21 protein-coding genes are annotated in these 22,149 nt (G+C 62.4%); 9 read left to right on the top strand and 12 right to left on the bottom strand.

Annotated elements, in window-relative coordinates; genetic code table 11:
* Positions 1 to 158: 158 nt before the first annotated feature.
* Both NVV77_RS18235 and NVV77_RS18230 read right to left on the bottom strand, forming a co-directional pair.
* Positions 159 to 899: a copper homeostasis protein CutC gene (locus tag NVV77_RS18235; RefSeq protein ID WP_295415370.1), complete on the bottom strand. Its 741-nt coding sequence runs from the start codon at positions 897 to 899 to the stop codon at positions 159 to 161.
* Complete coding sequence (locus NVV77_RS18230; protein WP_295415369.1) at positions 896 to 1,810, bottom strand: ROK family protein; 915 nt, start codon at positions 1,808 to 1,810, stop codon at positions 896 to 898. The genes NVV77_RS18235 and NVV77_RS18230 overlap by 4 nt, the downstream gene beginning before the upstream one ends.
* A gap of 150 nt (positions 1,811 to 1,960) precedes the next feature.
* On the opposite strand from NVV77_RS18230, the gene NVV77_RS18225 reads away from it, so the two are divergent.
* Positions 1,961 to 3,169, top strand: coding sequence for a TIGR03862 family flavoprotein (locus tag NVV77_RS18225; protein ID WP_295415368.1), 1,209 nt, complete (start codon positions 1,961 to 1,963; stop codon positions 3,167 to 3,169).
* Here NVV77_RS18225 and NVV77_RS18220 read toward each other — a convergent pair.
* The 5 genes from NVV77_RS18220 to ilvA form a co-directional block, all read right to left on the bottom strand.
* Positions 3,160 to 5,037: an ABC transporter ATP-binding protein gene (locus NVV77_RS18220; RefSeq protein WP_295415367.1), complete on the bottom strand. Its 1,878-nt coding sequence runs from the start codon at positions 5,035 to 5,037 to the stop codon at positions 3,160 to 3,162. The genes NVV77_RS18225 and NVV77_RS18220 overlap by 10 nt on opposite strands.
* A 68-nt stretch (positions 5,038 to 5,105) precedes the next feature.
* Positions 5,106 to 5,489: a MazG nucleotide pyrophosphohydrolase domain-containing protein gene (locus tag NVV77_RS18215; RefSeq protein ID WP_295415366.1), complete on the bottom strand. Its 384-nt coding sequence runs from the start codon at positions 5,487 to 5,489 to the stop codon at positions 5,106 to 5,108.
* A 99-nt stretch (positions 5,490 to 5,588) separates the two neighbouring features.
* The gene (locus tag NVV77_RS18210; RefSeq protein WP_295415365.1) at positions 5,589 to 6,284 is read right to left on the bottom strand and encodes a pyrimidine 5'-nucleotidase; all 696 of its coding nucleotides are present in this window, start codon (positions 6,282 to 6,284) and stop codon (positions 5,589 to 5,591) included.
* A gap of 75 nt (positions 6,285 to 6,359) precedes the next feature.
* On the bottom strand, positions 6,360 to 7,592 hold the full coding sequence (locus NVV77_RS18205) for a hypothetical protein (RefSeq protein ID WP_295415364.1): 1,233 nt from the start codon (positions 7,590 to 7,592) through the stop codon (positions 6,360 to 6,362).
* 180 nt (positions 7,593 to 7,772) lie between these two features.
* Positions 7,773 to 9,290, bottom strand: coding sequence for a threonine ammonia-lyase, biosynthetic (gene ilvA / locus NVV77_RS18200; RefSeq protein WP_295415363.1), 1,518 nt, complete (start codon positions 9,288 to 9,290; stop codon positions 7,773 to 7,775).
* Between the two features lie 175 nt (positions 9,291 to 9,465).
* On the opposite strand from ilvA, the gene NVV77_RS18195 reads away from it, so the two are divergent.
* Both NVV77_RS18195 and NVV77_RS18190 read left to right on the top strand, forming a co-directional pair.
* The gene (locus tag NVV77_RS18195) at positions 9,466 to 10,077 is read left to right on the top strand and encodes a TetR/AcrR family transcriptional regulator (protein ID WP_295415362.1); all 612 of its coding nucleotides are present in this window, start codon (positions 9,466 to 9,468) and stop codon (positions 10,075 to 10,077) included.
* Positions 10,078 to 10,082: 5 nt separating this feature from the next.
* A complete protein-coding gene (locus NVV77_RS18190) occupies positions 10,083 to 11,570 on the top strand; it encodes a DHA2 family efflux MFS transporter permease subunit (RefSeq protein WP_295415361.1) in 1,488 nt (495 codons plus the stop codon).
* A 33-nt stretch (positions 11,571 to 11,603) separates the two neighbouring features.
* Here NVV77_RS18190 and NVV77_RS18185 read toward each other — a convergent pair whose 3' ends face one another.
* The gene (locus NVV77_RS18185; RefSeq protein WP_295415360.1) at positions 11,604 to 12,389 is read right to left on the bottom strand and encodes a sulfite exporter TauE/SafE family protein; all 786 of its coding nucleotides are present in this window, start codon (positions 12,387 to 12,389) and stop codon (positions 11,604 to 11,606) included.
* A gap of 86 nt (positions 12,390 to 12,475) precedes the next feature.
* Positions 12,476 to 13,378 carry an acetylglutamate kinase gene (gene argB / locus NVV77_RS18180; protein ID WP_295415359.1) on the bottom strand — a complete coding sequence of 301 codons (903 nt, stop codon included), beginning with the start codon at positions 13,376 to 13,378 and terminating at the stop codon, positions 12,476 to 12,478.
* A 183-nt stretch (positions 13,379 to 13,561) separates the two neighbouring features.
* On the opposite strand from argB, the gene NVV77_RS18175 reads away from it, so the two are divergent.
* The 6 genes from NVV77_RS18175 to NVV77_RS18150 all read left to right on the top strand — a co-directional run bounded on the left by NVV77_RS18175 (position 13,562) and on the right by NVV77_RS18150 (position 19,111).
* Positions 13,562 to 14,107, top strand: coding sequence for a sigma-70 family RNA polymerase sigma factor (locus tag NVV77_RS18175; RefSeq protein ID WP_295416207.1), 546 nt, complete (start codon positions 13,562 to 13,564; stop codon positions 14,105 to 14,107).
* Positions 14,104 to 14,805, top strand: a complete 702-nt coding sequence (locus NVV77_RS18170; RefSeq protein WP_295415358.1) for an anti-sigma factor — start codon at positions 14,104 to 14,106, stop codon at positions 14,803 to 14,805. The genes NVV77_RS18175 and NVV77_RS18170 overlap by 4 nt, the downstream gene beginning before the upstream one ends.
* Before the next feature lie 299 nt (positions 14,806 to 15,104).
* Positions 15,105 to 15,668 carry a fasciclin domain-containing protein gene (locus NVV77_RS18165; RefSeq protein ID WP_295415357.1) on the top strand — a complete coding sequence of 188 codons (564 nt, stop codon included), beginning with the start codon at positions 15,105 to 15,107 and terminating at the stop codon, positions 15,666 to 15,668.
* 121 nt (positions 15,669 to 15,789) lie between these two features.
* A complete protein-coding gene (gene msrB / locus NVV77_RS18160) occupies positions 15,790 to 16,287 on the top strand; it encodes a peptide-methionine (R)-S-oxide reductase MsrB (RefSeq protein WP_295415356.1) in 498 nt (165 codons plus the stop codon).
* Between the two features lie 94 nt (positions 16,288 to 16,381).
* Positions 16,382 to 17,095, top strand: a complete 714-nt coding sequence (locus tag NVV77_RS18155; RefSeq protein WP_295415355.1) for a type 1 glutamine amidotransferase — start codon at positions 16,382 to 16,384, stop codon at positions 17,093 to 17,095.
* 75 nt (positions 17,096 to 17,170) lie between these two features.
* Entirely contained in the window at positions 17,171 to 19,111 is a 1,941-nt protein-coding gene (locus tag NVV77_RS18150) for a methyl-accepting chemotaxis protein (protein WP_295415354.1), read from the top strand.
* A gap of 55 nt (positions 19,112 to 19,166) precedes the next feature.
* Here the strand turns inward: NVV77_RS18150 and yihA are convergent, their stop codons facing one another.
* The 3 genes from yihA to rnpA form a co-directional block, all read right to left on the bottom strand.
* Positions 19,167 to 19,820: a ribosome biogenesis GTP-binding protein YihA/YsxC gene (gene yihA, locus NVV77_RS18145; RefSeq protein ID WP_295415353.1), complete on the bottom strand. Its 654-nt coding sequence runs from the start codon at positions 19,818 to 19,820 to the stop codon at positions 19,167 to 19,169.
* Positions 19,821 to 19,889: 69 nt separating this feature from the next.
* Positions 19,890 to 21,728 carry a membrane protein insertase YidC gene (gene yidC, locus NVV77_RS18140; protein WP_295415352.1) on the bottom strand — a complete coding sequence of 613 codons (1,839 nt, stop codon included), beginning with the start codon at positions 21,726 to 21,728 and terminating at the stop codon, positions 19,890 to 19,892.
* The gene (rnpA, locus tag NVV77_RS18135; RefSeq protein WP_295415351.1) at positions 21,725 to 22,144 is read right to left on the bottom strand and encodes a ribonuclease P protein component; all 420 of its coding nucleotides are present in this window, start codon (positions 22,142 to 22,144) and stop codon (positions 21,725 to 21,727) included. Before rnpA ends, yidC begins: the two co-directional genes overlap by 4 nt.
* Between the last annotated feature and the right edge of the window lie 5 nt (positions 22,145 to 22,149).

Raw genomic sequence — 22,149 nt, 5'->3', positions numbered from 1 at the left:
ACGCCGTGGGGGCACGGCCGGGGTTTCGCCGCCGCTTTATTTCATTTCCGTGACAATGCACGTTCTGATCGCGAAGCTGGCGGTCTATTCCGGCAATGTAATTGTTTTCCTCTTAATGTATGGTGAAGCACTTATGAATTGCCCAAATCATAGGCAGCTCAAAGACTTGCAGAAGCGGCTTTTGCTTGGCGAACAGCAGTTTTGAGGGCAGTCACGCTGGTGCCGTCGGTCTGCCGTCGGCCGGGACTGACAAAACCGAGCCGTTTTGCCGGGGCGCTGTCGCCCTCGATCGGGGCCGAACAGGAGCCGTGAATGGCCCCCAGCGGCGCCGCAGCAAGGATGGTGCCGACATTGCCGGCATTGATCCCGGCGCCAGCCATGATGGTGATACGTCCTGCCGCAACGCGCTGGGTCAGAACCAGGTCATCGAGCCCGGCCAGAGCGGAGGCGGCACGGCCCGAGGTCAGGATCGTATCAAAACCAAGGGCCACGGCCTGTTCGACCGCTTCAGTGATATCGGGGACGAGATCGAAGGCGCGGTGCAGCGTCTTCTTGAGCCCTTGGCTTTCCGCTACCAGGACCCTGAGCATATCCAGATCGAGGCTGCCATCGGGCCGACTGGCGCCGAGCACGACGCCCTCAAGGCCGAGGGCGCGAACCGCGCGGATGTCGGCGCGCATCATGTCGAGATCGTCGCCCGCAAAGACGAAATCGCCGGCGCGCGGGCGGATCATGACGCGGGCGGTGACGCCCATTTCCGCCGCCAGTGCCATCAGGCCGGCCGTGGGGGTCGTTCCGCCCAGTTCAAGGGCCGCGCAGAGTTCGATGCGATCGGCGCCGCCCGCATGAGCGGCGCGCAAACCCGCGGCAGTGTCGACGCAGATTTCGAGGAGAGTCATGCCGCGCCTCCCGCCAAGCCAAGCGCCGCCGCGCCGATCAGCCCGGCATCGGCGGTCAGTTGCGCCGGCACGACCAGCGGTCGATCGATTTTACGCAGGATGCGCGGGCGCACCGCAGCATCGAGCCGGGCGATCAGTTCGTGACTGTTCCCGAGCCCGCCGCCCACGGCGATGACGTCGGGGCCGACGATGTTCACCACCAGCGCCAGAGGCTGGGCCACAAGTTCGATAAAGAGATCGACCGTGGCCGATGCCTTGGCGTCACCCGCTAGCCATGCCGAGACAATGGCAGTGCTGGCAAGATCGACGCCATGCAAATGCCGGTGCAGCTTTTCGATACCGCGTGCTCCGCCGACGGTGTCGAGACAGCCCGAAAGCCCGCAGCCGCAGGGAAAATGCGGAAGATCATAGGGCGGCACGCTGACTTTGGTCGCGACGATCGTGCCGTGGCCCCATTCGCCACCGAGCCCGGCTGCGCCGGGATGGAGGCGTTTGTCGACTACGATACCGCCACCCACGCCGGTGCCCATGATGGCCCCAAACACCACGCGATGCTCGCGTCCCGCGCCGGCTGTCGCCTCGGCGAGCACGAAACAATCTGCGTCATTGGCAACGAAGACTTTCCGGCCCAAATGGCCCTCAAGCTCCTGCGCCAGATGGCGCCCGTCGATACACGGAATATTGGCGCAGGTGACATGGCCGCTCGCCGGATCGACCACCCCGGTCACCGAGATGGCCACCGGGGTGCCATCGGGAGCACCGCCCTTTGCAACAAGGCCGGCGATGGCCTCGACGAAGGCGGGAAAATCGTCCCGCGGCGTCGGTACGCGGCCGAGCGGGGTCAGGTTATCGGGCGCGGTGGCGGTGGCGCCCTTGATCGTCGTGCCGCCAATATCGAAGCAGGTGATCATGGAAGGTCTTGTTCTCTAAAGTTGGGCCGACACTAGCCGCTCGCTCGGGGCGGTACCAGCGGCGGGCTGCGGCTTTCCCCCATGCGCTCACCTTGCGCCGGCCCGACGAAACTGGCTAAGGATCGCCCTTCTTATCTGGAAGGACAAAGCGTGAGCCAGGTGGCGATCATTGGCGGCGGACCCGCCGGCCTGATGGCAGCGGAAGTGCTGGCCGATGCCGGCCTCTCCGTTACGCTCTTCGAAGCCATGCCGACCGTGGGGCGAAAGCTGCTGATGGCCGGCAAATCCGGCCTCAACATCACTCACGCCGAGGATCACGCGAGCCTCCTCACGCGCTACGGCGCGGCGCTTCCGCGTCTCCAAAAGGCGCTTGATGCTTTTACGAGCGAAGATCTGAGGAACTGGTGCTCCAGCCTTGGCATCGAAACCTTTGTCGGTTCCTCCAACCGCGTCTTTCCCAAGACCATGAAGGCTTCGCCTTTGCTCCGGGCCTGGCTTGGCCGGCTGAATGAGAAGGGTGTTGCCATCCATACCCGCCATCGCTGGGCTGGGTTCGACGGGAAAAAACTGCGCTTCGAAACACCCGGCGGCGAAAAGCTCCTCGCCTTTGACGCTGTCCTCCTCGCCCTCGGCGGCGCTAGCTGGCCCAAGCTCGGCTCCGACGCAGCCTGGGTACCATGGCTGGTGGAGAAGGGCGTGGCGGTCGAACCATTCCAGCCCGCCAATTGCGGTTTTGAGGTCGAGTGGAGCGCCGGCTTCATCGAACGCTTTGCCGGCTCACCTCTCAAGTCCGTCACCGCCACCAGCCCCGCCGGCACAATTCCCGGCGAGTTCGTGGTCAACCGCTGGGGCATTGAAGGCAGCCTCGTCTACGCCCATTCCGCTGCTTTGCGCGATGCGCTTCTCGCCGGAGAGCCCGCGGTGCTGGATGTGGACCTGATGCCTGGCCGCTCACGCGAGCGCCTCGCGAAAGATCTTGCCCGGCAGCCTACGAAGCTGAGCTTTTCCAATCGCCTGCGCAAAGGCGCGGGGCTCGATCCGGTCAAGGCCGCGCTCCTGCGAGAATGTCTGCCTCAGGCGAACACCCTCGATCCCGATGCACTGGCTGCCGCGATCAAATCCGTGCCGATCCGGCCGCAACGTCCCCGGCCCATTGCCGAAGTCATTTCCTCGGCCGGCGGCGTCGCCTTCTCCGGCCTCGACGAACACTTCATGCTCAACGCTTTGCCCGGCGTCTTCGCCGCGGGCGAGATGCTCGATTGGGAAGCACCCACGGGCGGCTATCTGCTCACCGCGTCGCTCGCCACTGGCCGGGCCGCCGCCGAGGGCCTGCTGGACTATGTCAAAGTTCAGCGATAGCCGGCCGCCTGTAGCTCAAAGAGCTCCGCATAGCGCCCGCCCTTGGCCAGCAACTCCTCATGTGTGCCAGCTTCGAGAATGGCGCCGTGCTCCAGCACCAGAATGCGGTCGGCCATGCGCACGGTCGAAAAGCGGTGCGAGATGATCACGGCGGTCTTGCCGCTCGCGAGCCCCTTGAAGCGCGCAAAAACCTCGGCCTCCGCCTTGGCGTCGAGCGCCGCCGTGGGTTCGTCGAGAATGATTAGTTCGGCGTCCCGCATATAGGAGCGGGCAATGGCGACCTTCTGCCATTCGCCGCCAGAGAGATCCCGCCCCTGCTTGAACAGCCGCCCAAGTTGCTGATCGTAACCCTTGGGCAATTTGGCGATCACCGCATCGGCCAGACTCTGTTCGGCCGCCTGGTCGATGCGGAACTGATTGCTCTTCTCCTCGACCCGACCGACTCCGATATTGTCGCGCGCCGTAAAACTGTAGCGGATGAAATCCTGAAAAATGACGCCCAGATGCGCGTGGATTTCAGCCGGCGCCATGTCCTTCAAGTCCACGCCATCGACGCTGATGCGGCCTTCGCTGGGGTCATAAAGCCGGGCCAGCAGCTTGACGATCGTCGTCTTGCCCGCCCCATTCTCGCCCACCAGCGCCAGCGTTTCGCCAGCACGTAGCGTGAAGGAAAGGTTTCGGATCACCCAGTTCTCGGTTTCAGGATAGCGGAAACCAACATTCTCGAACCGAATGCCCTCGCGGATCGGCACCGGAAAGGCCTTTGGATGGGCCGGCGGCAGCACGGTCGGCTCGATCTCGAAGAAGGAAAAGAGATCGTCGAGGAACATGGATTGCCCGGCAATCTGGGTAAAGCCGAGCAGGATTTTTTGAAACAATCCATTGAGCCGCAGGAACGAGCCCGAGAGAAAGGCGAGATCGCCGATGGAAAAGTCCCCGATAATGGTGCGCCAGACGATGAAGGCATAAGCGGCATAATAGGCGAGGGTGGATATGGTGGCGAATACAGTGCCCCAGCCGGCGCGCAGGATGGAAATGCGGCGATTTTCGAGAAAAATGCCGTGCGCGAGCATCTTGAACCGTTCGATGAGGAAGCCACCAAGGCCAAAGAGTTTGATCTCCTTGGCGGTCTCGGCGCTGGCCCCGATATAGCGCAGATATTCCAGCTCCCGCCGTTCCGGCGTGCGCCAGCGGCTCACCATATAGGCCATGGTGTTGAAGCGCGTTTCGCCCCAGATCGAGGGGATGAAACTCAGCGGCAGCAGCAGGATCAGCCAGGGCGCAAAGACGAAGAGACCCGCAGCCAGCGTCAGGACAGTGATGATATCCTGCGCCTGCCCAAAAAGCTGGCTGAGGAGCGCATTGCGCCCCGCTGCCTGGCGCCGGGCGCGCTCCAGCCGGTCCTGATACTCCGCCGATTCAAAATGCATCAGGTCGAGCCGGGCGGCATGCGCCATCAGTTCGGTGCTGACCTGGTTGGAATGAAGTTCGGAAAGAATGGAATCGACAAGGCCTGTCGCCCGGCCGATCGCGTCATTGGCCAGAACCAGCGCCATTTCCAGCAGCAGATAGAAAAGCACGGGCGTCAGCAGCCCGGCATTCCACCAGTCCATGGGGCTGGGGCCGGGCGCGGCAACGGAGGTGAGATGCACCACTTCGTCGACAATCAGCTTTGCCGCATAGAGCACGGCAATGGGCTGCAGCGCCGCAATGAGCCGCAGGCCGATACTTGCTGCGGTCATGGGGCGGCTGGTGCGCCATATCTGCGCAATCAGCCGGCCAAGGTGACGGAGATTGTCGAGCCGTTGCTTGAGACTGGGGGCTTGTTCGGAAATGGGCGGGGGCCGCCGCCCTGGAAGGTCGGTCATGCGCTAAGCATAACGCTGCCGAAGCGCGCCGCAAATATAAGACTTGGTAATGTTTTGGCTCTGACCGCTCAGTCTTCGCCGGCGATTGCCCGTGCCACATCGGGCGGCGCCCAGCCTTCGGGCTTCAGCACCTTGCCATCGGCGCGCTTGACCACCTTGCCGGTCGCCGGATCGACCTTGGCCATGTTCGAGCGATGCACTTCGGCCCAGACGCGCTCAAGCGGAATGCCGAATTCGAGTGCGGTGCCCACGGCAACATAGATCACGTCGGCAAGGCCATCGGCGATCTTCTCCATGTCGCCCCTTTCGAGGGCTTCCACAGTCTCCTGGCACTCTTCGGCCAATAGCGCCGCGCGGAGGGCTGCACGCTCCGGCACGAATTGGGGTTTTGGGAGAACGGGAAGATCACAAGCCCGATGGAAGCCGGCGACGTCGTCGAGGAGGGTTTTCATGGTGGTTTCCGAAAGTCTGGCGGGATGGAATCTTACACTCGATTGTCACCCCGGCCTTCGCCGGGGTGACATCGGTGAGTGAACATGCGGCCGGTGGAATCACCGCAAGCCGCGCAAAAATCCCGCGAGATCACCCGTCACATGGTGCACATGCGGCCCCGTCGATTGCCCCAATTCCCAGGCCTCCACCTGGTCATGGGCAAAACCCTCTCCGGCCACGACCTGCACCGTCGACATGCCGATCTCGTGCGGCACGACGAGGTTCTTTTCGAGATCGTCGAACATCACCGCCTTTTGCGGATCGATGCCGTGGCGGTTGAGAAAACCGTCATAGGCCTCGCGATGCGGCTTTGGCACATAGGTCATGGCGCGGATGTCATAGACGTCTTCAAACAGATCGGCGTCGCCGAGCCGGCCGAGCACCGATCTTGCGTGGCCAACATCGCCATTGGTCAGAATGAACTTCCGGCCGGGCAGGGCGCGAATGGTGTCGATCAACACTGGATGCGGATCGACAGGCGTATAGTCGATGGCATGCACGGTATTGAGAAAGTGGTCGGGGTCGATCGCGTGGCGATTCATCAGCCCGTTCAGCGTGGTGCCGAAATCGCGATAATAGCTCTTCTGCAGCGTGCGGGCCGCTTCGAAATCGAGCTGGGTGACATCCATCACATAGTGGGTGATGCGCACATCGATCTGCGCGAAGAGATTGCACTCGCGCGGATAGAGCGTGTTGTCGAGGTCAAAAACCCAGTCGGTGATGTGGTTGAGGTCTTTTGGGGCAGCGGAGGTCATTGCTGCAGTGTGCCACAGAGTGATTGAAACTTCATGTGGGATGCGAGCCTCCCGGGGGAGGCTCGCAAAAGCGTGTTATTCGGCAGCCGGCTGATTGGCCGTCACGGCCAGGCCAAGAGCCGAGATCAGGCCGGCCGGATTGGCGGCAGCGGCGCTGAGCACGAGGAGCGTGGTCGGCGTTGCCGGACGCACAGCGACTTCGAGGCTCTTGGGATCGTCGAGGAAGGCATTGGCGGCGGGGACGACCAGATCGGTCAGGGCCGGAATGCCGGCCTGGCCGACGAGCTGGGGCACCATGGCCTTGAGGCCTTCGACGAAGGTGGCGCGATCGGCACCAGACTGGGCGGCGAACATTTCGAGCAGTTTCGGTGCAAGGCCGGCATCGTCATAGCGCAGGCTCGAACCGGTGAGGGTCAGCGCCTGGAGCAGTTCCATGCCAACCATCATCTGCTGGGCCTGGGCTTCTTCCGGCGTTGCGTCGGTCGAGGCGGCGTCCATGGCGTAGATCTTTTCGAGCACGGCCGGGGTCAGGCCGGAAATGTCGGCCTTGAAGTTGATGGCGCCGATATCGGCGAAGTCGAAGAGGAAGTCGTCGATCACCAGGTGGCCATCGGTCATGCCCCAGGTCATGGACTGGCTGATATTGCCGTTGATCTCGGTCAGGCCAAGAGCCGCGATCACCGCACCGGCTTCCGCATCTTCTTCGGAAACGGTCGAGAGATCGGCCCAGATGCCATTGACGGAGAAGGTCGAGGCAATGTCGGTCAGCGCATTGGCATCGTCATAGGAGAATTCGTTCACGGCCTCGATGGACTCGTAGGAAATCACCTCGGTGCCATCGCGGGTCACCGACAGCGGGCCAGTGGTCAGGCTGCCGACGGATTCGAGCAGGGCGGTGACATTCACCTTGTCTTCGGGCGGCAGGTAGAGGTCGGTGGCCGAGATATCGACCAGCGACACGCGACCGACCGGGTCCTGGGCGAATTCGGTGTCGATATCGGGAATGGTCAGGGCATCGGCGGTGAAGCTGCCATCGTCGCCTTCGACAACGCCGGTAAAGGTCAGGGTCGTGTCGATGGTCCAGGGTTCCTCGACCCCGGTCACACCAACGGTCGCACCATCGACGGTGATGGTATCGCCATCGAGCGTCGCAGCGCCGAACTGGATGTCATAGCCGCCAATCTTGTAGACCGCAGCGATACGATCGACGAACGTCTGTGCGTCGAGCGCCATGGCCGGCTGCATCAGCGCAAGCGTGGCCATGCCAGATGCCAGCATCAGGCCCTGGATCTTGTTGATTTTCATCATGGTCTGCGTCTTCCTCGATGTTGTGAAGGGCGCGGTGGTAACTGTCCAACCCCCGCGCTGTCCCCCGGTTTGATTGCCCCTTGGGCAGTGAATTGCAGTCGATGTGCGGCGGAATTGCGTCAACGCTTATAGTGACGCTTTATTTCGCCTGCATGTCGAACTCGTCTTACGGAAATCGGTTCAATTTGTTTCAAGAAATTGCCGGTAGGCCGGATTTTCTGTTTCGTTCCAATAGGGAAAGCCGATCGCGTCGATATGGGCATAAAAGTCCTCGCGCGTGTCGACGGGTACCTGAACCCCCACCAGCACCCTGCCATAATCGGCGCCATGATTGCGGTAGTGGAAGAGGGAAATGTTCCAGGCGTCATTGAGCCCTTCAAGGAAGGTCAGGAGCGCGCCGGGCCGCTCGGGGAACTGGAAGCGGAACAGCATTTCATCGCTGAGCCCCGCCACGCGCCCACCCACCATGTAGCGTACGTGGAGCTTTGCCACCTCATTGTCGGTCATGTCGGTGACGCCAAGCCCGTCGGCGGTGAGAAGATCGATGATCTCGCGCTTTTCCTTGTCCCCCTGCGACAGCTTTACGCCGACAAAGATGTGCGCGGCGCTGGCATGGGCATAGCGATAGTTGAACTCGGTGATGGCGCGACGGCCGAGGAGGCGCATGAAGGCGCGATAGCTGCCCGGCACTTCGGGAATGGTCACCGCAAGCAGGGCCTCGCCCCGCTCGCCAATCTCGGCGCGTTCGGAGACGTAGCGCAGCCGGTCGAAATTGACATTGGCACCCGAATTGATGGCGATCAGCGCCCCCTTGGGCGTAGCGCCCATTTCGATATGGCGGCGTAGACCCGCAAGTGCCAAAGCGCCCGCCGGCTCGGCAATAGCGCGCATGTCGTCAAAGATGTCCTTGATGGCAGCGCAGATTTCGTCATTGCTCACGGTGATGATGTCATCGAGCAGATCCCGGCAGAGCCGGAACGTCTCGTCGCCCACCTGCCGCACCGCAACGCCGTCGGCAAAGAGACCCACCTCGTTGAGCACAACTGGCTTGCCCGCCGCAATCGCCGCCTTCATGCTGGCTGCTTCTTCCGGCTCGACACCGATCACCTTGATCTCGGGCCGCAGGAATTTGACGAAGGCGGCAATGCCCGCCGCCAGTCCGCCCCCGCCGATGGGCACGTAGATAGCGCCGATTTCGCCCGGATGCTGGCGCAGCAATTCCATGCCGATCGTGCCCTGGCCGGCAATCACATCGGGATCGTCAAACGGATGCACGAAGACATAGCCATGCCGCTCGGCCAGTCCCGAGGCATGGGCCCGCGCCGCGTCAAATCCATCGCCGAACAGCACAACCTCGCCACCCAGCCGGCGCACGGCGTCGATCTTGATCCCCGGCGTCGTCGTCGGCATGACGATGATCGCGCGCACGCCAAGCCGCGTCGCCGACAGCGCCACGCCCTGTGCATGATTGCCGGCCGACGCACAGATCACGCCCCGAGCGCGCTCCTCTGTCGTCAGTTGGCTCATGCGGTTATGCGCGCCGCGGATCTTGAACGAAAAGACCGGCTGCAGGTCCTCGCGCTTGAGCAAAATCTCCTGGCCGAGCCTGGTCGAGAGCAGGCGCATCGGATCGAGCGCGGTCTGCTCGGCAACCTCGTAAACCGCTGAAGTCAGGATTTTTCGCACATAGTCGGTCATGGCACGGCCTTCCAGAATATGGGGCTGAAGGACGCCTGCTGACAGCAAATGTCAACGTCCGGTCATAGCAATGCTGCATGCGTTTCGGGCATGGCACATTTTCTCAATCAAATGATTGATTGATGATTTGGCCGGGTGTAGTGAAGCGCCGTCCAATCCAGAATCCGAACCTCCCATGTGTCCCGAACCGGCCCATATCCCCAAGCGCGAAAGCGGCGATGAACGACGCATCGCCATTGCCCGCGCTGCCCGCGCCCTCATCATCGAGAAGGGTCTTGAGGGGCTGCGCACGCGCGACATCGCCGAGCGCGTCGGCATCAATATCGCGACGCTCCACTATCACGTGCCGAGCAAGGAGGCGCTGGTGGCGCTGGTCGCGGCGTCCCTCCGCGACGATTTCAAGGCCCAGGCCCTGCGCCACCCCAAGGAAGGGCTCGATGCCGGCGCCCAGCTCCGCCAGGAGTTCAACGAGTTCCGCGAAATCGTCGCCGAAATGCCCGAGCTGATCGGCGTTCTCAGCGAACTCGTCGATCTCTCCCGTCGCGATCCGACCATCGCTGAGATCATCCTGCCTATGCAGGCGTTCTGGACCGGGCAGTTCACCAAGATCTTCCGCACCGGCATCGACGACGGCTCATTCCGTCCCAACATCGACCCCGCCGCCGCGGCCATCATCGTCACCGCCGCCCTGTCCGATTGCTGGCGTCCCCATCGCCGCGCCTCGCTTGAACCCGTCATTGCCGAGCTCGAGCGCGCCTTCCTTCTCCCCGTTTCCAATCAAGGCTAGACCTCATGTCCTCTCCTCACGCCCATGCGGCAGATGCACCACCCGATCCGCGCCGCTGGATTGGCCTCTTCGTGCTGCTGATCGCCAATTTCATGAATCTGATCGACGTCACCATCGTCAACGTCGCTCTCCCCTCAATGCGCGAAAACCTCGGCGCTACCGACAACCAGATCGAATGGGTCGTCGCCGCCTATGTGCTCGCCTTTGCGCTCGGGCTCCTGCCCTTCGGCCGCCTCGGCGACATCTTGGGGCGCACCCGCCTCTTCCTCTGGGGCGTTGCTGCCTTCACGGCCGCCTCGGCGCTCTGCGGTATGTCGACATCAATCGAAATGCTGATCGGGGCTCGCATCATCCAGGGTCTCGCCGGCGCCATGATGACCCCGCAGGTCCTCGCCATCGCCACCGTCACCTTCCCGCCGCATGAGCGCGGCCAGGCCTTTTCGCTGTTCGGCCTCACCGCGGGCCTCGCTTCGGTCTGCGGCCCGATCCTCGGTGGCCTTCTCATCGAAGCCCACATCTTCGGCCTCGATTGGGAACCGATCTTCCTCGTCAACGTGCCCATCGGCATTGCCGCCGTGGTCGCCGGCTGGTTCCTCATTCCGCGCCTGCCGGGCCATCCGGACCTCAAGAACGATTTCATCGGCATTGGCCTCTTCGGCCTTGGCATCATCGCCGTGGTCTTCCCCATCGTCGAAGGCCGCGCCTATGGCTGGCCGCTCTGGGCCTTTGGGCTCATCGCGGTGGGTCTGGTGCTGATTGCTCTCTTCACGCTCTGGACCAAGCGGCGCGCCGATGCGGGCCTGCCGCAGCTCCTCAACTACGATCTCCTCAAGAACCGCGACTTCATGTTCGGCGCCCTGGTGGTGACCATCTATGCCTCAGGCATTCCGGGCATGTTCATGATCATCTCGCTGCTGCTGCAGAGCGGCTTTGGCATGACGCCGCTGGAGTCGGGCCTCACCAATACGCCCTTCTCGGTGGGCGTGCTGATCGCCTCGCTGATCGCCGGCCGCTTCGGCTCGAACTATCTGCGGGCTCGGCTCGGCGTTGCCGGTCTCATGCTGGCCGGTGGTATCGGTTCGCTGCATTTCATCATCGGCGCTGCTGGCGACACCATCAGCAGCTGGAGCTTCTTCGTGCCCCTGCTGATCGCCGGCATTGGCCTTGGCACCGGCTTCTCCTCGCTGTTCCAGCTCGTGCTGCGCAATGTGCCGCCGCGCGATGCCGGTGCCGGCTCGGGTGCTCTGCAGGCCTTCCAGCAGGTCGGTGGTGCGCTTGGTGTGGCGCTGATCGGTGAAATCTTCTTCACCCATCTTGGTGGCGCCTTTGCCAGCGGCAGCACCGCGGCTGCTGCCTTTGGCAGCGCGGCCTCGCTGGCGCTCTGGTATCAGGTGATTAGCTTTGGCCTCGTCTTCTTCCTCGCCTTCGCCTTCCGGCCTTCGAGTGGCCAGAAGCCGGGCGGGGCGCCTCAGCCGGTGCTGGTGGAAGCCTAAAATCGAAGGGGCCGCGCATTGCGCGGCCCTTTTTCATGCCGCCTTGAAGAGCAATTCCCAGGTCTGGTAGCCGGCAAGCGCAATGACCAGCGTGCCCACCAGCAGCATCAGCCGCTTGGCCGGCAATATGCGAACCACGAAGCCTGCCAAGGGCGCGGCGAGGATGCCGCCGGCCACCAGCCCCGCAACCGACCATAGGTGCTGGTCGATCCCCTCGGCGTCGGCCCAGTGCCCCGTCAGCAGCGCGGTGATGAAGGCGATGGAAACGGCGGTCGTGACAAAGAATTCCACCGTATTGACCGTGCCCACCACATAGCGCGGTGCGCCGCCCGAGCCGATCAGGCTCGAGGTCACGATGGGACCCCAGCCGCCGCCACCAACGGAATCGACGAAGCCGCCGGCAACGCCGAGCGGCAGCACGACCTGGGTCTTGGGTTCGTGATAGGGCCCGCGCGCCCGCAAGGCGCGGTAGAGAATGTAGACCCCCAATAGCCCAAGATAGAGCGTGACGAAGGGGCGGAGCATGGAGCCGTCTATGGCCGTCAGCACATAGGTGCCGAGCACCCCGCCTACGATCCCCGCTGGCGCCAGCCGCCAGAACAGGCGCCAGTTCACATTGTGGTTGCGCACATGGCTCGTCGCCGAGGCTGCGGTGGTGAACATCTCGGCGGCATGAACGCTGGCCGATGCGGCGGCCGGTGGTACGCCGAAGGAGAGCAGCATGGTGGAGCTGACGACGCCATAGGCCATGCCAAGGGCACCATCGACGATCTGAGCCAGAAAACCCACGACCAGAAAGATAAAAAACTCAGAGCCCAAAACGCCTCACAGCCAAAACACAAAAGGCCGAAACACCGTTCGCTATGAACGGGTTCCGGCCTTCAGACAGAGTAGGGCGCTGCCGATCAGCGAACGATCAGCGTGCCGGCACCGAATTCGGTGAAGAGCTCGACCAGCACCACATGCGGCATCTTGCCGTTGAGGATCACGACGCCTTCGACACCGCTGTCGAGAGCTTCGAGGCAGGTCTCGACCTTGGGGATCATCCCGCCCGAAATCGTGCCATCGGCGATCAGTGCCTTGGCGTCGGATACGCTGAGTTCGGGAATGAGCTTGCCGTTCTTGTCGAGCACGCCCGGCACGTCGGTCAGGAACAGGAGGCGCTTGGCGCCGAGCGAACCGGCAATGGCGCCGGCAAAGGTATCGGCGTTGATATTGTAGGTATTGCCGTCGCGACCCGGAGCGACCGGGGCGATGACCGGAATCATTTCCGAGCGGGCAAGGAGGTCGAGCAGGGTGCGGTCGACTTCAACGGGCTCGCCGACAAAGCCGAGATCGAGCACGCGCTCGATATTGGAGCCGGGATCCTTGACCTTCTTTTCCGCCTTGCGGGCGAAAACCATGTTGCCGTCCTTGCCGCAGAGGCCGATGGCCCATTCGCCTTCGGCATTGATCAGCGCGACGATTTCCTTGTTGATCGAGCCGGCCAGAACCATCTCGACCACTTCCATGGTCCGCGCATCGGTGACGCGAAGGCCGCCTTCGAACTTGGATTCGATGCCGAGGTTCTTCAGCATCGAGGCAATCTGCGGCCCGCCGCCATGCACGACGATGGGGTTGACCTTGGACTGCTTCAAAAGCGCGATGTCGCGGGCAAAGGCCTGGCCGAGCTTGAGATCGCCCATGGCGTGGCCACCGTATTTCACGACGACGGTCTTGCCTTCATAGCGCTGCATATAGGGCAGGGCCTGGGCGAGGATGCCGGCATCGTGGCTGAAGCGGTCGGTCGTCGTTTCTTGGTCAGACATGGGCGGTGTGGTTTCCTCAAGAAGACCTGCGGACGGGCAAAGGGTCTAGTCCATTTTGCGCCGTCTATAAATGACCTGCGGCGACAAAATCATGGCCGTTGATCCGTTTCTCCCCGATTTGCGTAGCAGGAATGGCGGACATAGGGGAATATGTCGGCAAGAGGGGGTACTAGACCCATGTCAATGCAAGCGGACACAGCCGAAATTGCGGACCTGATCGCCCGTTGCGCCCTGCGTGACCGCGGCGCCTTTCGGCAGCTCTACACAAGGACCAGCGCGAAACTTTTCGGAGTGGCCCTCCGTATCTTGAGGGACAGAGCCGAAACCGAGGAAGCGATCCAGGAAATCTACATCAAGATCTGGCAGAAAGCCGACCGCTATGTGGCCGGTCAGTACAGCCCGATCAGTTGGCTTGTTGCGGTGGCCCGCAATCATGCACTCGACAGGGTGCGGGTTAGAAGGCCCATCAGCGAAGACATCGATGCAGCCCTCGATATTGCCGATCTGGGTCCCAGTCCCGAGCGACAGGTCGAAGCCGCCGAAGACAGCGCACGGATCGCGAATTGTCTCGGCACGCTGGAGCCTGATCGTGCCGAGGCGGTGCGCGGGGCCTATCTCGACGGTTTCAGCTACGAAGAATTGGCCCAGCGCCATGCCGTCCCGCTCAATACCATGCGGACCTGGCTGCGGCGGAGCCTGATGAAGTTGAAAGAGTGCCTGACGTCATGAGCGAGCAAGACAAACACGAGGGGGATGACGGCCGCGCGACAGTTGCGGAATATGTCCTCGGCCTGCTCGATGCCTCTGCGCACGAGGCGGTTGGCCGGCGCATTGCCGATGATCCGCAACTGCAGCGCGAACATGATTTCTGGGCCAGCCACTTTGCCGGGCTCGATGAACAGTTCGAACCGGTGGCGCCGCCTGCTTACATCCTGCCAAGAATCGAAACTCGGTTGTTCGGCGAAGAAAAGCGCACCTCCTGGTGGGATAGTCTTGCTCTCTGGCGCTCGGTGGCGGCTGGGGCTCTCGCTGTTGCCGCCGTCGCAGTCGGCTTCTCGGTTCTGCAGCCGCGGCCCGACTCATCGGCGCTCGCCGATCAGCTGGTGGCAGCACTACGGGCCGAAGGCAGCGATGTGCAGTTCCTCGCGCTTTACGATGGCTCGGGTGCGGTTCGCCTGACCGCTCTTTCGGGCGAGGCGCTACCGAACAATGACTATGAGCTCTGGGCCATCCAGGGAGGCGGCTCTCCCATTTCCATGGGCGTCGTGCCGATCAATGCGCGCAGTACGGTGGAACTCTCGGACGCGGTGCGCGCCGGCTGGGGCGAGGGCTCGGTCCTGGCCATCACCCTCGAACCCAAGGGTGGTGCACCCGCGGGCGTACCAACCGGCCCCGTCGTGGCGCAGGGCGCGGTCACGAAGATATAGGTCTGCTCTCGGCCTCTACGAAGCGCCTGCCGTCACCGCACAGGTCGTCACCCTCGGGCTTGACCTGAGGGCCCTCTACTTTTGCCGTGCATCGCGAAGTGTCCTCGGGGCAAGCCCGAGGATGTTGTTCGGTGGTTGAGAGCGTTACCGCCCGCGCATACGAAACTTCCCCCCAAACAGTTTCAGAATCCGCGAAAAATATACCGCCCAAAATCCTGAAACTCCCCCGGCTACCCGTCCGTACCTCCCTGTGACCCGCAAGTGATCGGGCAAGAAATAAAACAGGAAGGAACTCCCAAATGACCATTTCCCTGCGCGCCGTATCCGTCGCGGCAATTCTGTCCTTTGGCGCTCTCAGCGGCTCCGTCTTTGCCCAGGACAATCCGATGGTCGGCGGCGCTGCCATGTTCGCCGACAAGAACATCGTCGAAAACGCCGTCAATTCGGCTGATCACACGACGCTGGTTGCTGCCGTCCAGGCTGCCGGCCTTGTCGAAACGCTTTCGGGCCCGGGCCCCTTCACCGTTCTCGCCCCGACCAATGAGGCTTTCGCCGCTCTGCCCGCCGGCACCGTCGAAAATCTGCTGAAGCCGGAAAACAAGGACATGCTGACCAAGATCCTGACCTGTCATGTCATCGCGGCCAAGGCGCTGTCGACCGACATCGTCGGCATGGTCGAAGCCGATGGTGGCGAGCATATCGCCGACACCGTCGGTGGCTGCAAGCTGACCCTCAAGGCTGCTGACGGCAAGGTGACGATCACCGATGAAAACGGCACCGTGGCCAATGTCACCATTGCCGACGTGATCCAGTCCAATGGCGTCATCCACGTCATCGACGCGGTGCTCACCCCGAAGATGTAACCTTCTTCGGCATCCCGCCGAATGAGGTCATGAGGCTCCGCTTCCCCCGGCGGGGCCTCTCGCTTTCTTGAGGAAAATTCACTCCGGATTGGTCTATGCTGGGGGCAGGGAGACAATGAAAATGCAGCTTACCCGACGCGCAGTTCTCTTGGGCGGTACGGCCGTGGCCGCGCTCTCGGTCTTCTCGCTCTGGCGCTCGGCAGGCCAGCCGCGTGCTGCCGAGGGTGACTTCCCGTTCAAGCTCACCGACGAAGAGTGGAAGGCAAAGCTCGATCCGGCGGCCTATGACGTCCTTCGTCACGAAGCCACCGAACGCCCCTTCACCTCGCCGCTCAATGACGAGCATCGGCCCGGCAAATTCCATTGCGCCGGCTGCGACCAGATCCTGTTCGAATCCGAAAAGAAGTTCGACAGCGGCACCGGCTGGCCCAGCTTCTGGGATTTCGTTCCCGGCGCCATCGGCTCGACTGAGGACAACACTCTGGGCATGGTTCGCACCGAGGTTCATTGCAGCAATTGCGGTGGCCATCAGGGGCATGTCTTCAACGACGGACCGGCCCCGACCGGGCTTCGGTACTGCATCAATGGCCTGGCGCTGCGTTTTGAGCCGACCGCCTGAAGGGGCGGCATGGCTGGGTTGAGGTGATACGGTGTTGATCTCCAGCCCCGAACCTCGCTAGGTGTGGCCAAGCTCCAAAACACCAAAAATCCAGATGCGCCTCACCATCATCCAGACCGGGGATGTCCCCGAACCGCTTCGCAATAATTTCGGTCCTTACCACTCCATGTTCGAACGCATGTTCGACAGCACCGAAAATGGCTTTAGCTACGAGGTGGTGACGGCATATGACAACAGTCTGCTACCCGATCCCTCACGCATAGAGGGCATTGTCATCACCGGTTCGCCGGCCGGTGTCTATGAGGATCACGACTGGCTGCCGCCGCTGCGCGAATTCATCCGCCGTGCCTATTCGGCCAAAACGCCCATGCTTGGCATCTGCTTCGGCCACCAGATCATGGCCGATGCGCTGGGCGGAGATGTCCGAAAGTCCGAGAAAGGCTGGGGTCTCGGCCGCCACTCCTATCGCGTCGCGAGCCGCCCCGATTTCATGGCCGGCGCCCCGGAAACCTTGGCCATCGCCTGTTCGCACCAGGACCAGGTGATCGTGCCGCCGGCCGAAGCCGAGGTGATCCTGGCATCCGACTTTACGCCCAATGCCGGCCTTTTCTACAAGTCCGGCAAGGCTTTAAGTTTTCAGCCGCACCCTGAATTCCTCGACGACTATGCCCTGGCTTTGGTCGAACTGCGCCGTGGCCGCGCGCCCGACGAGGTTGTCGAGCAGGGCGTCGCATCTTTTGCGCAAAGCTCGGACAGTGCTCGAACGGCCGACTATATCGGCAAGTTCTTTCGCGGAAACGCTGTGTAAGCTGCGGGAATCAAGGCGGCATTAACCAAGATCGGTGAGGCTGGGGGCAATAAATCCTGCCCCAGGTCTCATCCAATGTTCCGCTTCAGCCGGTTCTCGATCACCAAAAAACTTGTCATCGTCTTTCTCGGTTTCGGTGTCGTCGTCGCGGCACTCGGCGGCCTCGCGCTGCTCGCCGCCAAATCCCTCGGGGATCGCGGCAACGAGGTCGGCGCGCTCCTCTCGCCGCACGTCAAGGCGGCCATGGAGATCAAGCTCAACGCGACGTCTGCCCATCTCTATTTCGAAGAAATCATGATGGGTGATGCCGGCGAAGACGTCGCCAATGTCTGGGCCTATCTCGACACGGCCGAAGCCTATCTCGCAGCGATCGAACAGGGCGACGATATTGCCGGCGCCGTTTACTTCGCTTCGGAAGATCCCGCCGTCCAGGCGGCCGGTCCCAAGGTCTTGCAATCGCTCGTTGATTTCAGAACGGCCGCCGAACAGCGCTATGCCAATCTCGGCAAGGGCGACGAGGGCGCAGGGTCTGCTGCCGACGCCGCGTTCGACGCTGCTTATGACAGCGTTATCGTCGAAGCGACGGCGCTCGAAAAGTCGGTCTTTGAAGATATGCAGGAAGGGCTCACGCGGTTGGCGGGTGCCCAGAGCTTTGCCATCATCACGCTGATCTTCGCCGGCGTGGGCGCGGCGTCAGGTTGCCTCACCGTATTCCTCTTCTTCCGCAAGGTGGTTTCGGCGCGCCTCGACCAACTGGTTACGATCACCGGCGAATTGGCCAAGGGTAATACCGAGGTCGATATTCCGGTCCAGAAGGTGCAGGACGAACTCACCGTCATGTTCGACGCCTTCACCAGCTTCCGTGGCGCGCTGATCGAACAGGCGGCGCTTGAAAACGCCGACAAGCAGCGTAATGCCGAGAGCGGCCAGCGCCGCCGTGCATCGGATCGGCTGACCGACGACCTCAAGGACACGATCCACGCCGTCATGGCTGGTGAACTGAGCCGCCGCGTCGCGGCTGACTATTCTCAGGAAGAACTCAAGAGCCTCGCTGCCGAGGTCAACGCGCTGCTCGACGCCGTCGACAAGGGGCTGACGGGTACCGGGCACGTGCTTTCAGCCTTGGCCAAGGCCGATCTCAGCCAGCGTGTGACCGGCAAATTCCAGGGTGCCTTTGCCGAGTTGCAGGACAATACCAACGCAGTGGCCGATCGGCTGACTGATGTGATGGGGCGCCTGCAGGAAACCTCGCATCGCCTCAAGACCGCCACCGGCGAAATCCTCGCCGGCTCCAACGATCTCGCCGAACGCACCAGCCGCCAGGCGGCCATGGTGCAGCAGACGACCTCGACGGTTTCGAGCCTTTCCAGCACCGTCACCGAGAATGCTCATCGCGCCCAGGAAGCCGACCGTTCGGTGGGCAATGCCTCGCGTATTGCCGTCGAGAGCGGCTCGGCGATGGAGGCGGCCAACAAGGCCATGGAACAGATTTCCACGTCCTCGTCGAAGATTTCCAATATCATCGGCATGATCGACGACATCGCCTTCCAGACGAACCTGCTTGCCCTCAACGCTTCGGTGGAAGCAGCGCGGGCCGGGGAGGCCGGCAAGGGCTTTGCCGTGGTCGCGGTTGAAGTGCGGCGTCTCGCCCAGTCGGCCGCCGAAGCCTCGGCCGAGATCAAGCAGCTCATCGAGATCTCGGCTGGCGAAGTGCATGCCGGCACGCAGGTCGTCATGCAGATCGCGGGGCAAATTTCGACGCTTAATCTCTCAGTGCGCGAGAGTGCGAAACTGATCGGCGAGATCGCTGAGGCCAGCCGTTCGCAGGCTATCGCCATTGGGGAAGTCAGCACCGCCGTACGGCAGATGGACGAGATCACCCAGCACAATGCGGCGCTGGTGGAAGAAACCAATGCCGCCATCGAGCAGACGGAAAACCAGGCCGCTGAGCTCGATGAGATTGTTGCGGTGTTCGAATTGGGCGCCGCCCGAGTGCAGGCGCGTTACGCGGCCTGACCGGAACGAACAGAAACAAAAAGGCGCATCCGAAACGGTGCGCCTTTTTCTTACCCTATACCCCGCTGCTGGCGAGCAGCATGGCGATTTCGGTCCGCAGGTCCTTGATGCCCGTGCCCTTCTCGCTGGAGGTGAGGAGGACATGCGGGTGGGAGGCGGGGCGCTTGGCAATGGCCCAGCGGGTGGCCGCCAATGCCTTTTCGACATCCTCCGAATTTGGCTTGTCGGCCTTGGTCAGCACGACCTGATAGCTCACGGCTGCGTGGTCTAGCTCGTTCATGACGCTGATGTCATTGTCCTTGGGGCCGTGGCGGCTGTCGATGAGGACATAGACGCGGCGCAGGGTAGCGCGGCCCACCAGGTACTGATGGACCAGCTTGGTCCAGGCTTTCACCTTCGGCTCCGGCGCCTTGGCATAGCCATAGCCGGGCATGTCGACGATGCGCAGGTTTTCGCTCTGGCTCTCAAAAATGTTGAGTTCCTGCGTACGGCCCGGCGTGTTGGAGGTGCGCGCCAGATTGGACGTGCCGCAGAGCGCGTTGATCAGGCTCGACTTGCCGACGTTGGAGCGGCCGGCAAAGGCGATTTCAACGCGATCCATGGGCGGCAGGTCGGCCAGGCTGACGCAACCCTTGGTGAACAGAATCGGGCGCGCAAACATCAGGCGGCCGCGTTCGATGAGGTCGGTGGGATAATTGATTTCTGTCATGTGGTCCTCGGCCTCAAAGACAAGGCCCGCTGGGTTTTCCAGCGGGCCCCGAATGGTGCGGGAATGTCGTCAGCTCTTTGAATTTTCTGCCGGCTTGGGCTTCTTGCGGAAGCTGTCCAGAATATTGCCGAACAGGTTCACCTCGGCGCCGTGGCGCTTCATGATGAACCACTGCTGGGTCACCGACAGCGTATTGTTCCAGGCCCAGTAGATCACGAGGCCGGCCGGGAAGGCGCCGAGCATGAAGGTGAAGATGATCGGCATCCAGTTGAAGATCATCGCCTGGGTCGGATCCGGCGGCGGCGGGTTGAGCTTCATCTGCACCCACATGGTGATGCCCATGATCACCGGCCAGATGCCGAGATGCAGGAACGAGCCGATGAAGGGCAGGGCAGTCGGGGTCCACGGGATCAGGCCGAACAGGGTGAAGATGTTGGTCGGATCGGGCGCGGCAAGATCCTGAATCCAGCCAAAGAACGGCGCGTGGCGCATCTCGATGGAGATGAAGATAACAGTATAGAGCGCGAAGAAGACCGGGATCTGAATAAGGATCGGCCAGCAACCCGAGAGCGGATTGATCTTTTCCTTCTTGTACAGCTCCATCATGGCCTGCTGCTGGGCCGGACGATCGTCCTTGAGACGTTCCTGGATCGCCTTCATTTCCGGCTGCACGCGGCGCATGGCGGCCATGGACGCATAGGAGCGGTTGGCGAGCGGGAAGAAGAGCGCCTTGACGATCACGGTCACCGCAAGGATGGCGAGACCGAAATTGCCCAGAAGGCCATAGAGCGTCACCAGCAGCCAGTGCATCGGCTTGGTGAGGAAGTGGAACCAGCCCCAGTCGATCAGCAGTTCGAGACGGTCAAAACCATGCTCGGTCTGGTAGGCGGAGATGACGGCATCTTCCTTGGCGCCGGCAAAAACATAGCTTTCGCTCGTCGCCGTGCCTCCGGCCGGAACGACAACCGGCTGGGTCTCGACATAGTTGGACTGGTAGATGGGCAGGGTGCCTTGGCTCGAATAGGCAAAGCGCGCATTGATGGCGGCATCGGGCTTGGGCAGCACGGCGGTCGCCCAATATTTGTCGGCAATGCCAAGCCAGCCGGTGGTCGAGGAGAAGTCGACCTGACGCTCGTTCTGGAGGTCGTGGTATTTGCGCGCGACGTAGTTATAGGTGCCGAGAACGCCGATAGGGCCTTCATGCTGGATGAAGAAGTTCTGCACGGCGGGCGTGCCCTGGCGCACGACGCGGGCATAGGGGAAGAGCGCAACATCGCCCGTGCCGGCATTCTCAACCGACTGGGTGATGGTGAAGAGGTAGCGATCATCGACCGCAATAGTGCGGCGGAAAATCAGGCCCTGACCATTGTCGTAGCGCAGCGTCACCGGGGTGGCTGCGGTCAGCGTGGTGGCGTCGCCTTCCAGGGTCCATACGGTGTTGGCGTCGGGCAGGGTGACCGTGGCGCCGGCGGCCGGAGCCCAGCCGTGCTCGATATAGTATCCGCCCGGCGCGCCCGAGGGGCTCAGGAGCGTGATGATCGGAGAATCGGGGTCGACGGTTTCGCGATATTTTTCAAGGCGCAGATCGTCGATGCGGGCACCGGTCAGGTTGATCGAGCCTGAAAGGTCCTCGGTGTCGATCGCGACGCGCGTGGAGGCGGCGATGGCACTCTGGCGGTCGGCAAAGGTCTGCGAGGAAAGCGGCTGGTCGGTCGCGGCCACCTGCGTACCATCGGCGCTGGTCGCAGGCACAGCGAGAGCGGCCTGTTCAGCCTGCTGCTGAGCGGCAATTTCATTTTGCCGCTGCTGGCGTTCCATCTGCGGTCCGGCAACGAAGAACTGCCAGCCGAACAGCACGAGCATGCTCAGCACGACGGCAAGAATCACATTGCGATTATCAGAATTCATGGTGTCGCGTTCCGTGGGCCACGCCCGGTCCCTGTCCGATTATCATCCGCCTTTGTGTCACGCACATTTGTGTCATGGACTTTGGCGATGAGACCGTTGAGGTCTTTGATCATTTTGGCAAAGGGCGAGCTCAGGGCCTCGCGCCTTGCCAACAGCACATAGTCATGGCCGGGCCGAAAGTCATCGGCACACGCTGCCGCAGCCGCTCGTAAACGGCGCTTCATGCGATTGCGCTCCGGCGAATTGCCCACCTTCTTGGTGACGGTGAAGCCCACGCCGGGCAATTCGTCTTCGGCTGCAATGACCTGCAGCCCAAACGCAGAGCGCCCGGCGCGATTGCCCCGGGCTGCCCTCAAAAACTGCGAGCGCCGCCGGAGACGGCGCAATGTCGCGACCTTTTGCGCGTCGGCCGTCATCCGGC

Origin of the sequence: Devosia sp. (assembly GCF_024707125.1) — a bacterium.
Taxonomy (GTDB): Bacteria; Pseudomonadota; Alphaproteobacteria; order Rhizobiales; family Devosiaceae; genus Devosia.
This window is presented reverse-complemented; position numbering and strand designations above follow the sequence as displayed.

Excerpts from the sequence above, each read along its gene's own strand:
- NVV77_RS18235 (WP_295415370.1), bottom strand. The coding sequence starts at position 899 with ATGACTCTCCTCGAAATCTGCGTCGACACTGCCGCGGGTTTGCGCGCC.
- NVV77_RS18230 (WP_295415369.1), bottom strand. The coding sequence starts at position 1,810 with ATGATCACCTGCTTCGATATTGGCGGCACGACGATCAAGGGCGCCACC.
- NVV77_RS18220 (WP_295415367.1), bottom strand. The coding sequence starts at position 5,037 with ATGACCGACCTTCCAGGGCGGCGGCCCCCGCCCATTTCCGAACAAGCC.
- NVV77_RS18215 (WP_295415366.1), bottom strand. The coding sequence starts at position 5,489 with ATGAAAACCCTCCTCGACGACGTCGCCGGCTTCCATCGGGCTTGTGAT.
- NVV77_RS18210 (WP_295415365.1), bottom strand. The coding sequence starts at position 6,284 with ATGACCTCCGCTGCCCCAAAAGACCTCAACCACATCACCGACTGGGTT.
- NVV77_RS18205 (WP_295415364.1), bottom strand. The coding sequence starts at position 7,592 with ATGATGAAAATCAACAAGATCCAGGGCCTGATGCTGGCATCTGGCATG.
- ilvA (WP_295415363.1), bottom strand. The coding sequence starts at position 9,290 with ATGACCGACTATGTGCGAAAAATCCTGACTTCAGCGGTTTACGAGGTT.
- NVV77_RS18195 (WP_295415362.1), top strand. The coding sequence starts at position 9,466 with ATGTGTCCCGAACCGGCCCATATCCCCAAGCGCGAAAGCGGCGATGAA.
- NVV77_RS18190 (WP_295415361.1), top strand. The coding sequence starts at position 10,083 with ATGTCCTCTCCTCACGCCCATGCGGCAGATGCACCACCCGATCCGCGC.
- argB (WP_295415359.1), bottom strand. The coding sequence starts at position 13,378 with ATGTCTGACCAAGAAACGACGACCGACCGCTTCAGCCACGATGCCGGC.
- NVV77_RS18175 (WP_295416207.1), top strand. The coding sequence starts at position 13,562 with ATGCAAGCGGACACAGCCGAAATTGCGGACCTGATCGCCCGTTGCGCC.
- NVV77_RS18170 (WP_295415358.1), top strand. The coding sequence starts at position 14,104 with ATGAGCGAGCAAGACAAACACGAGGGGGATGACGGCCGCGCGACAGTT.
- NVV77_RS18165 (WP_295415357.1), top strand. The coding sequence starts at position 15,105 with ATGACCATTTCCCTGCGCGCCGTATCCGTCGCGGCAATTCTGTCCTTT.
- msrB (WP_295415356.1), top strand. The coding sequence starts at position 15,790 with ATGCAGCTTACCCGACGCGCAGTTCTCTTGGGCGGTACGGCCGTGGCC.
- NVV77_RS18155 (WP_295415355.1), top strand. The coding sequence starts at position 16,382 with ATGCGCCTCACCATCATCCAGACCGGGGATGTCCCCGAACCGCTTCGC.
- NVV77_RS18150 (WP_295415354.1), top strand. The coding sequence starts at position 17,171 with ATGTTCCGCTTCAGCCGGTTCTCGATCACCAAAAAACTTGTCATCGTC.
- yihA (WP_295415353.1), bottom strand. The coding sequence starts at position 19,820 with ATGACAGAAATCAATTATCCCACCGACCTCATCGAACGCGGCCGCCTG.
- yidC (WP_295415352.1), bottom strand. The coding sequence starts at position 21,728 with ATGAATTCTGATAATCGCAATGTGATTCTTGCCGTCGTGCTGAGCATG.
- rnpA (WP_295415351.1), bottom strand. The coding sequence starts at position 22,144 with ATGACGGCCGACGCGCAAAAGGTCGCGACATTGCGCCGTCTCCGGCGG.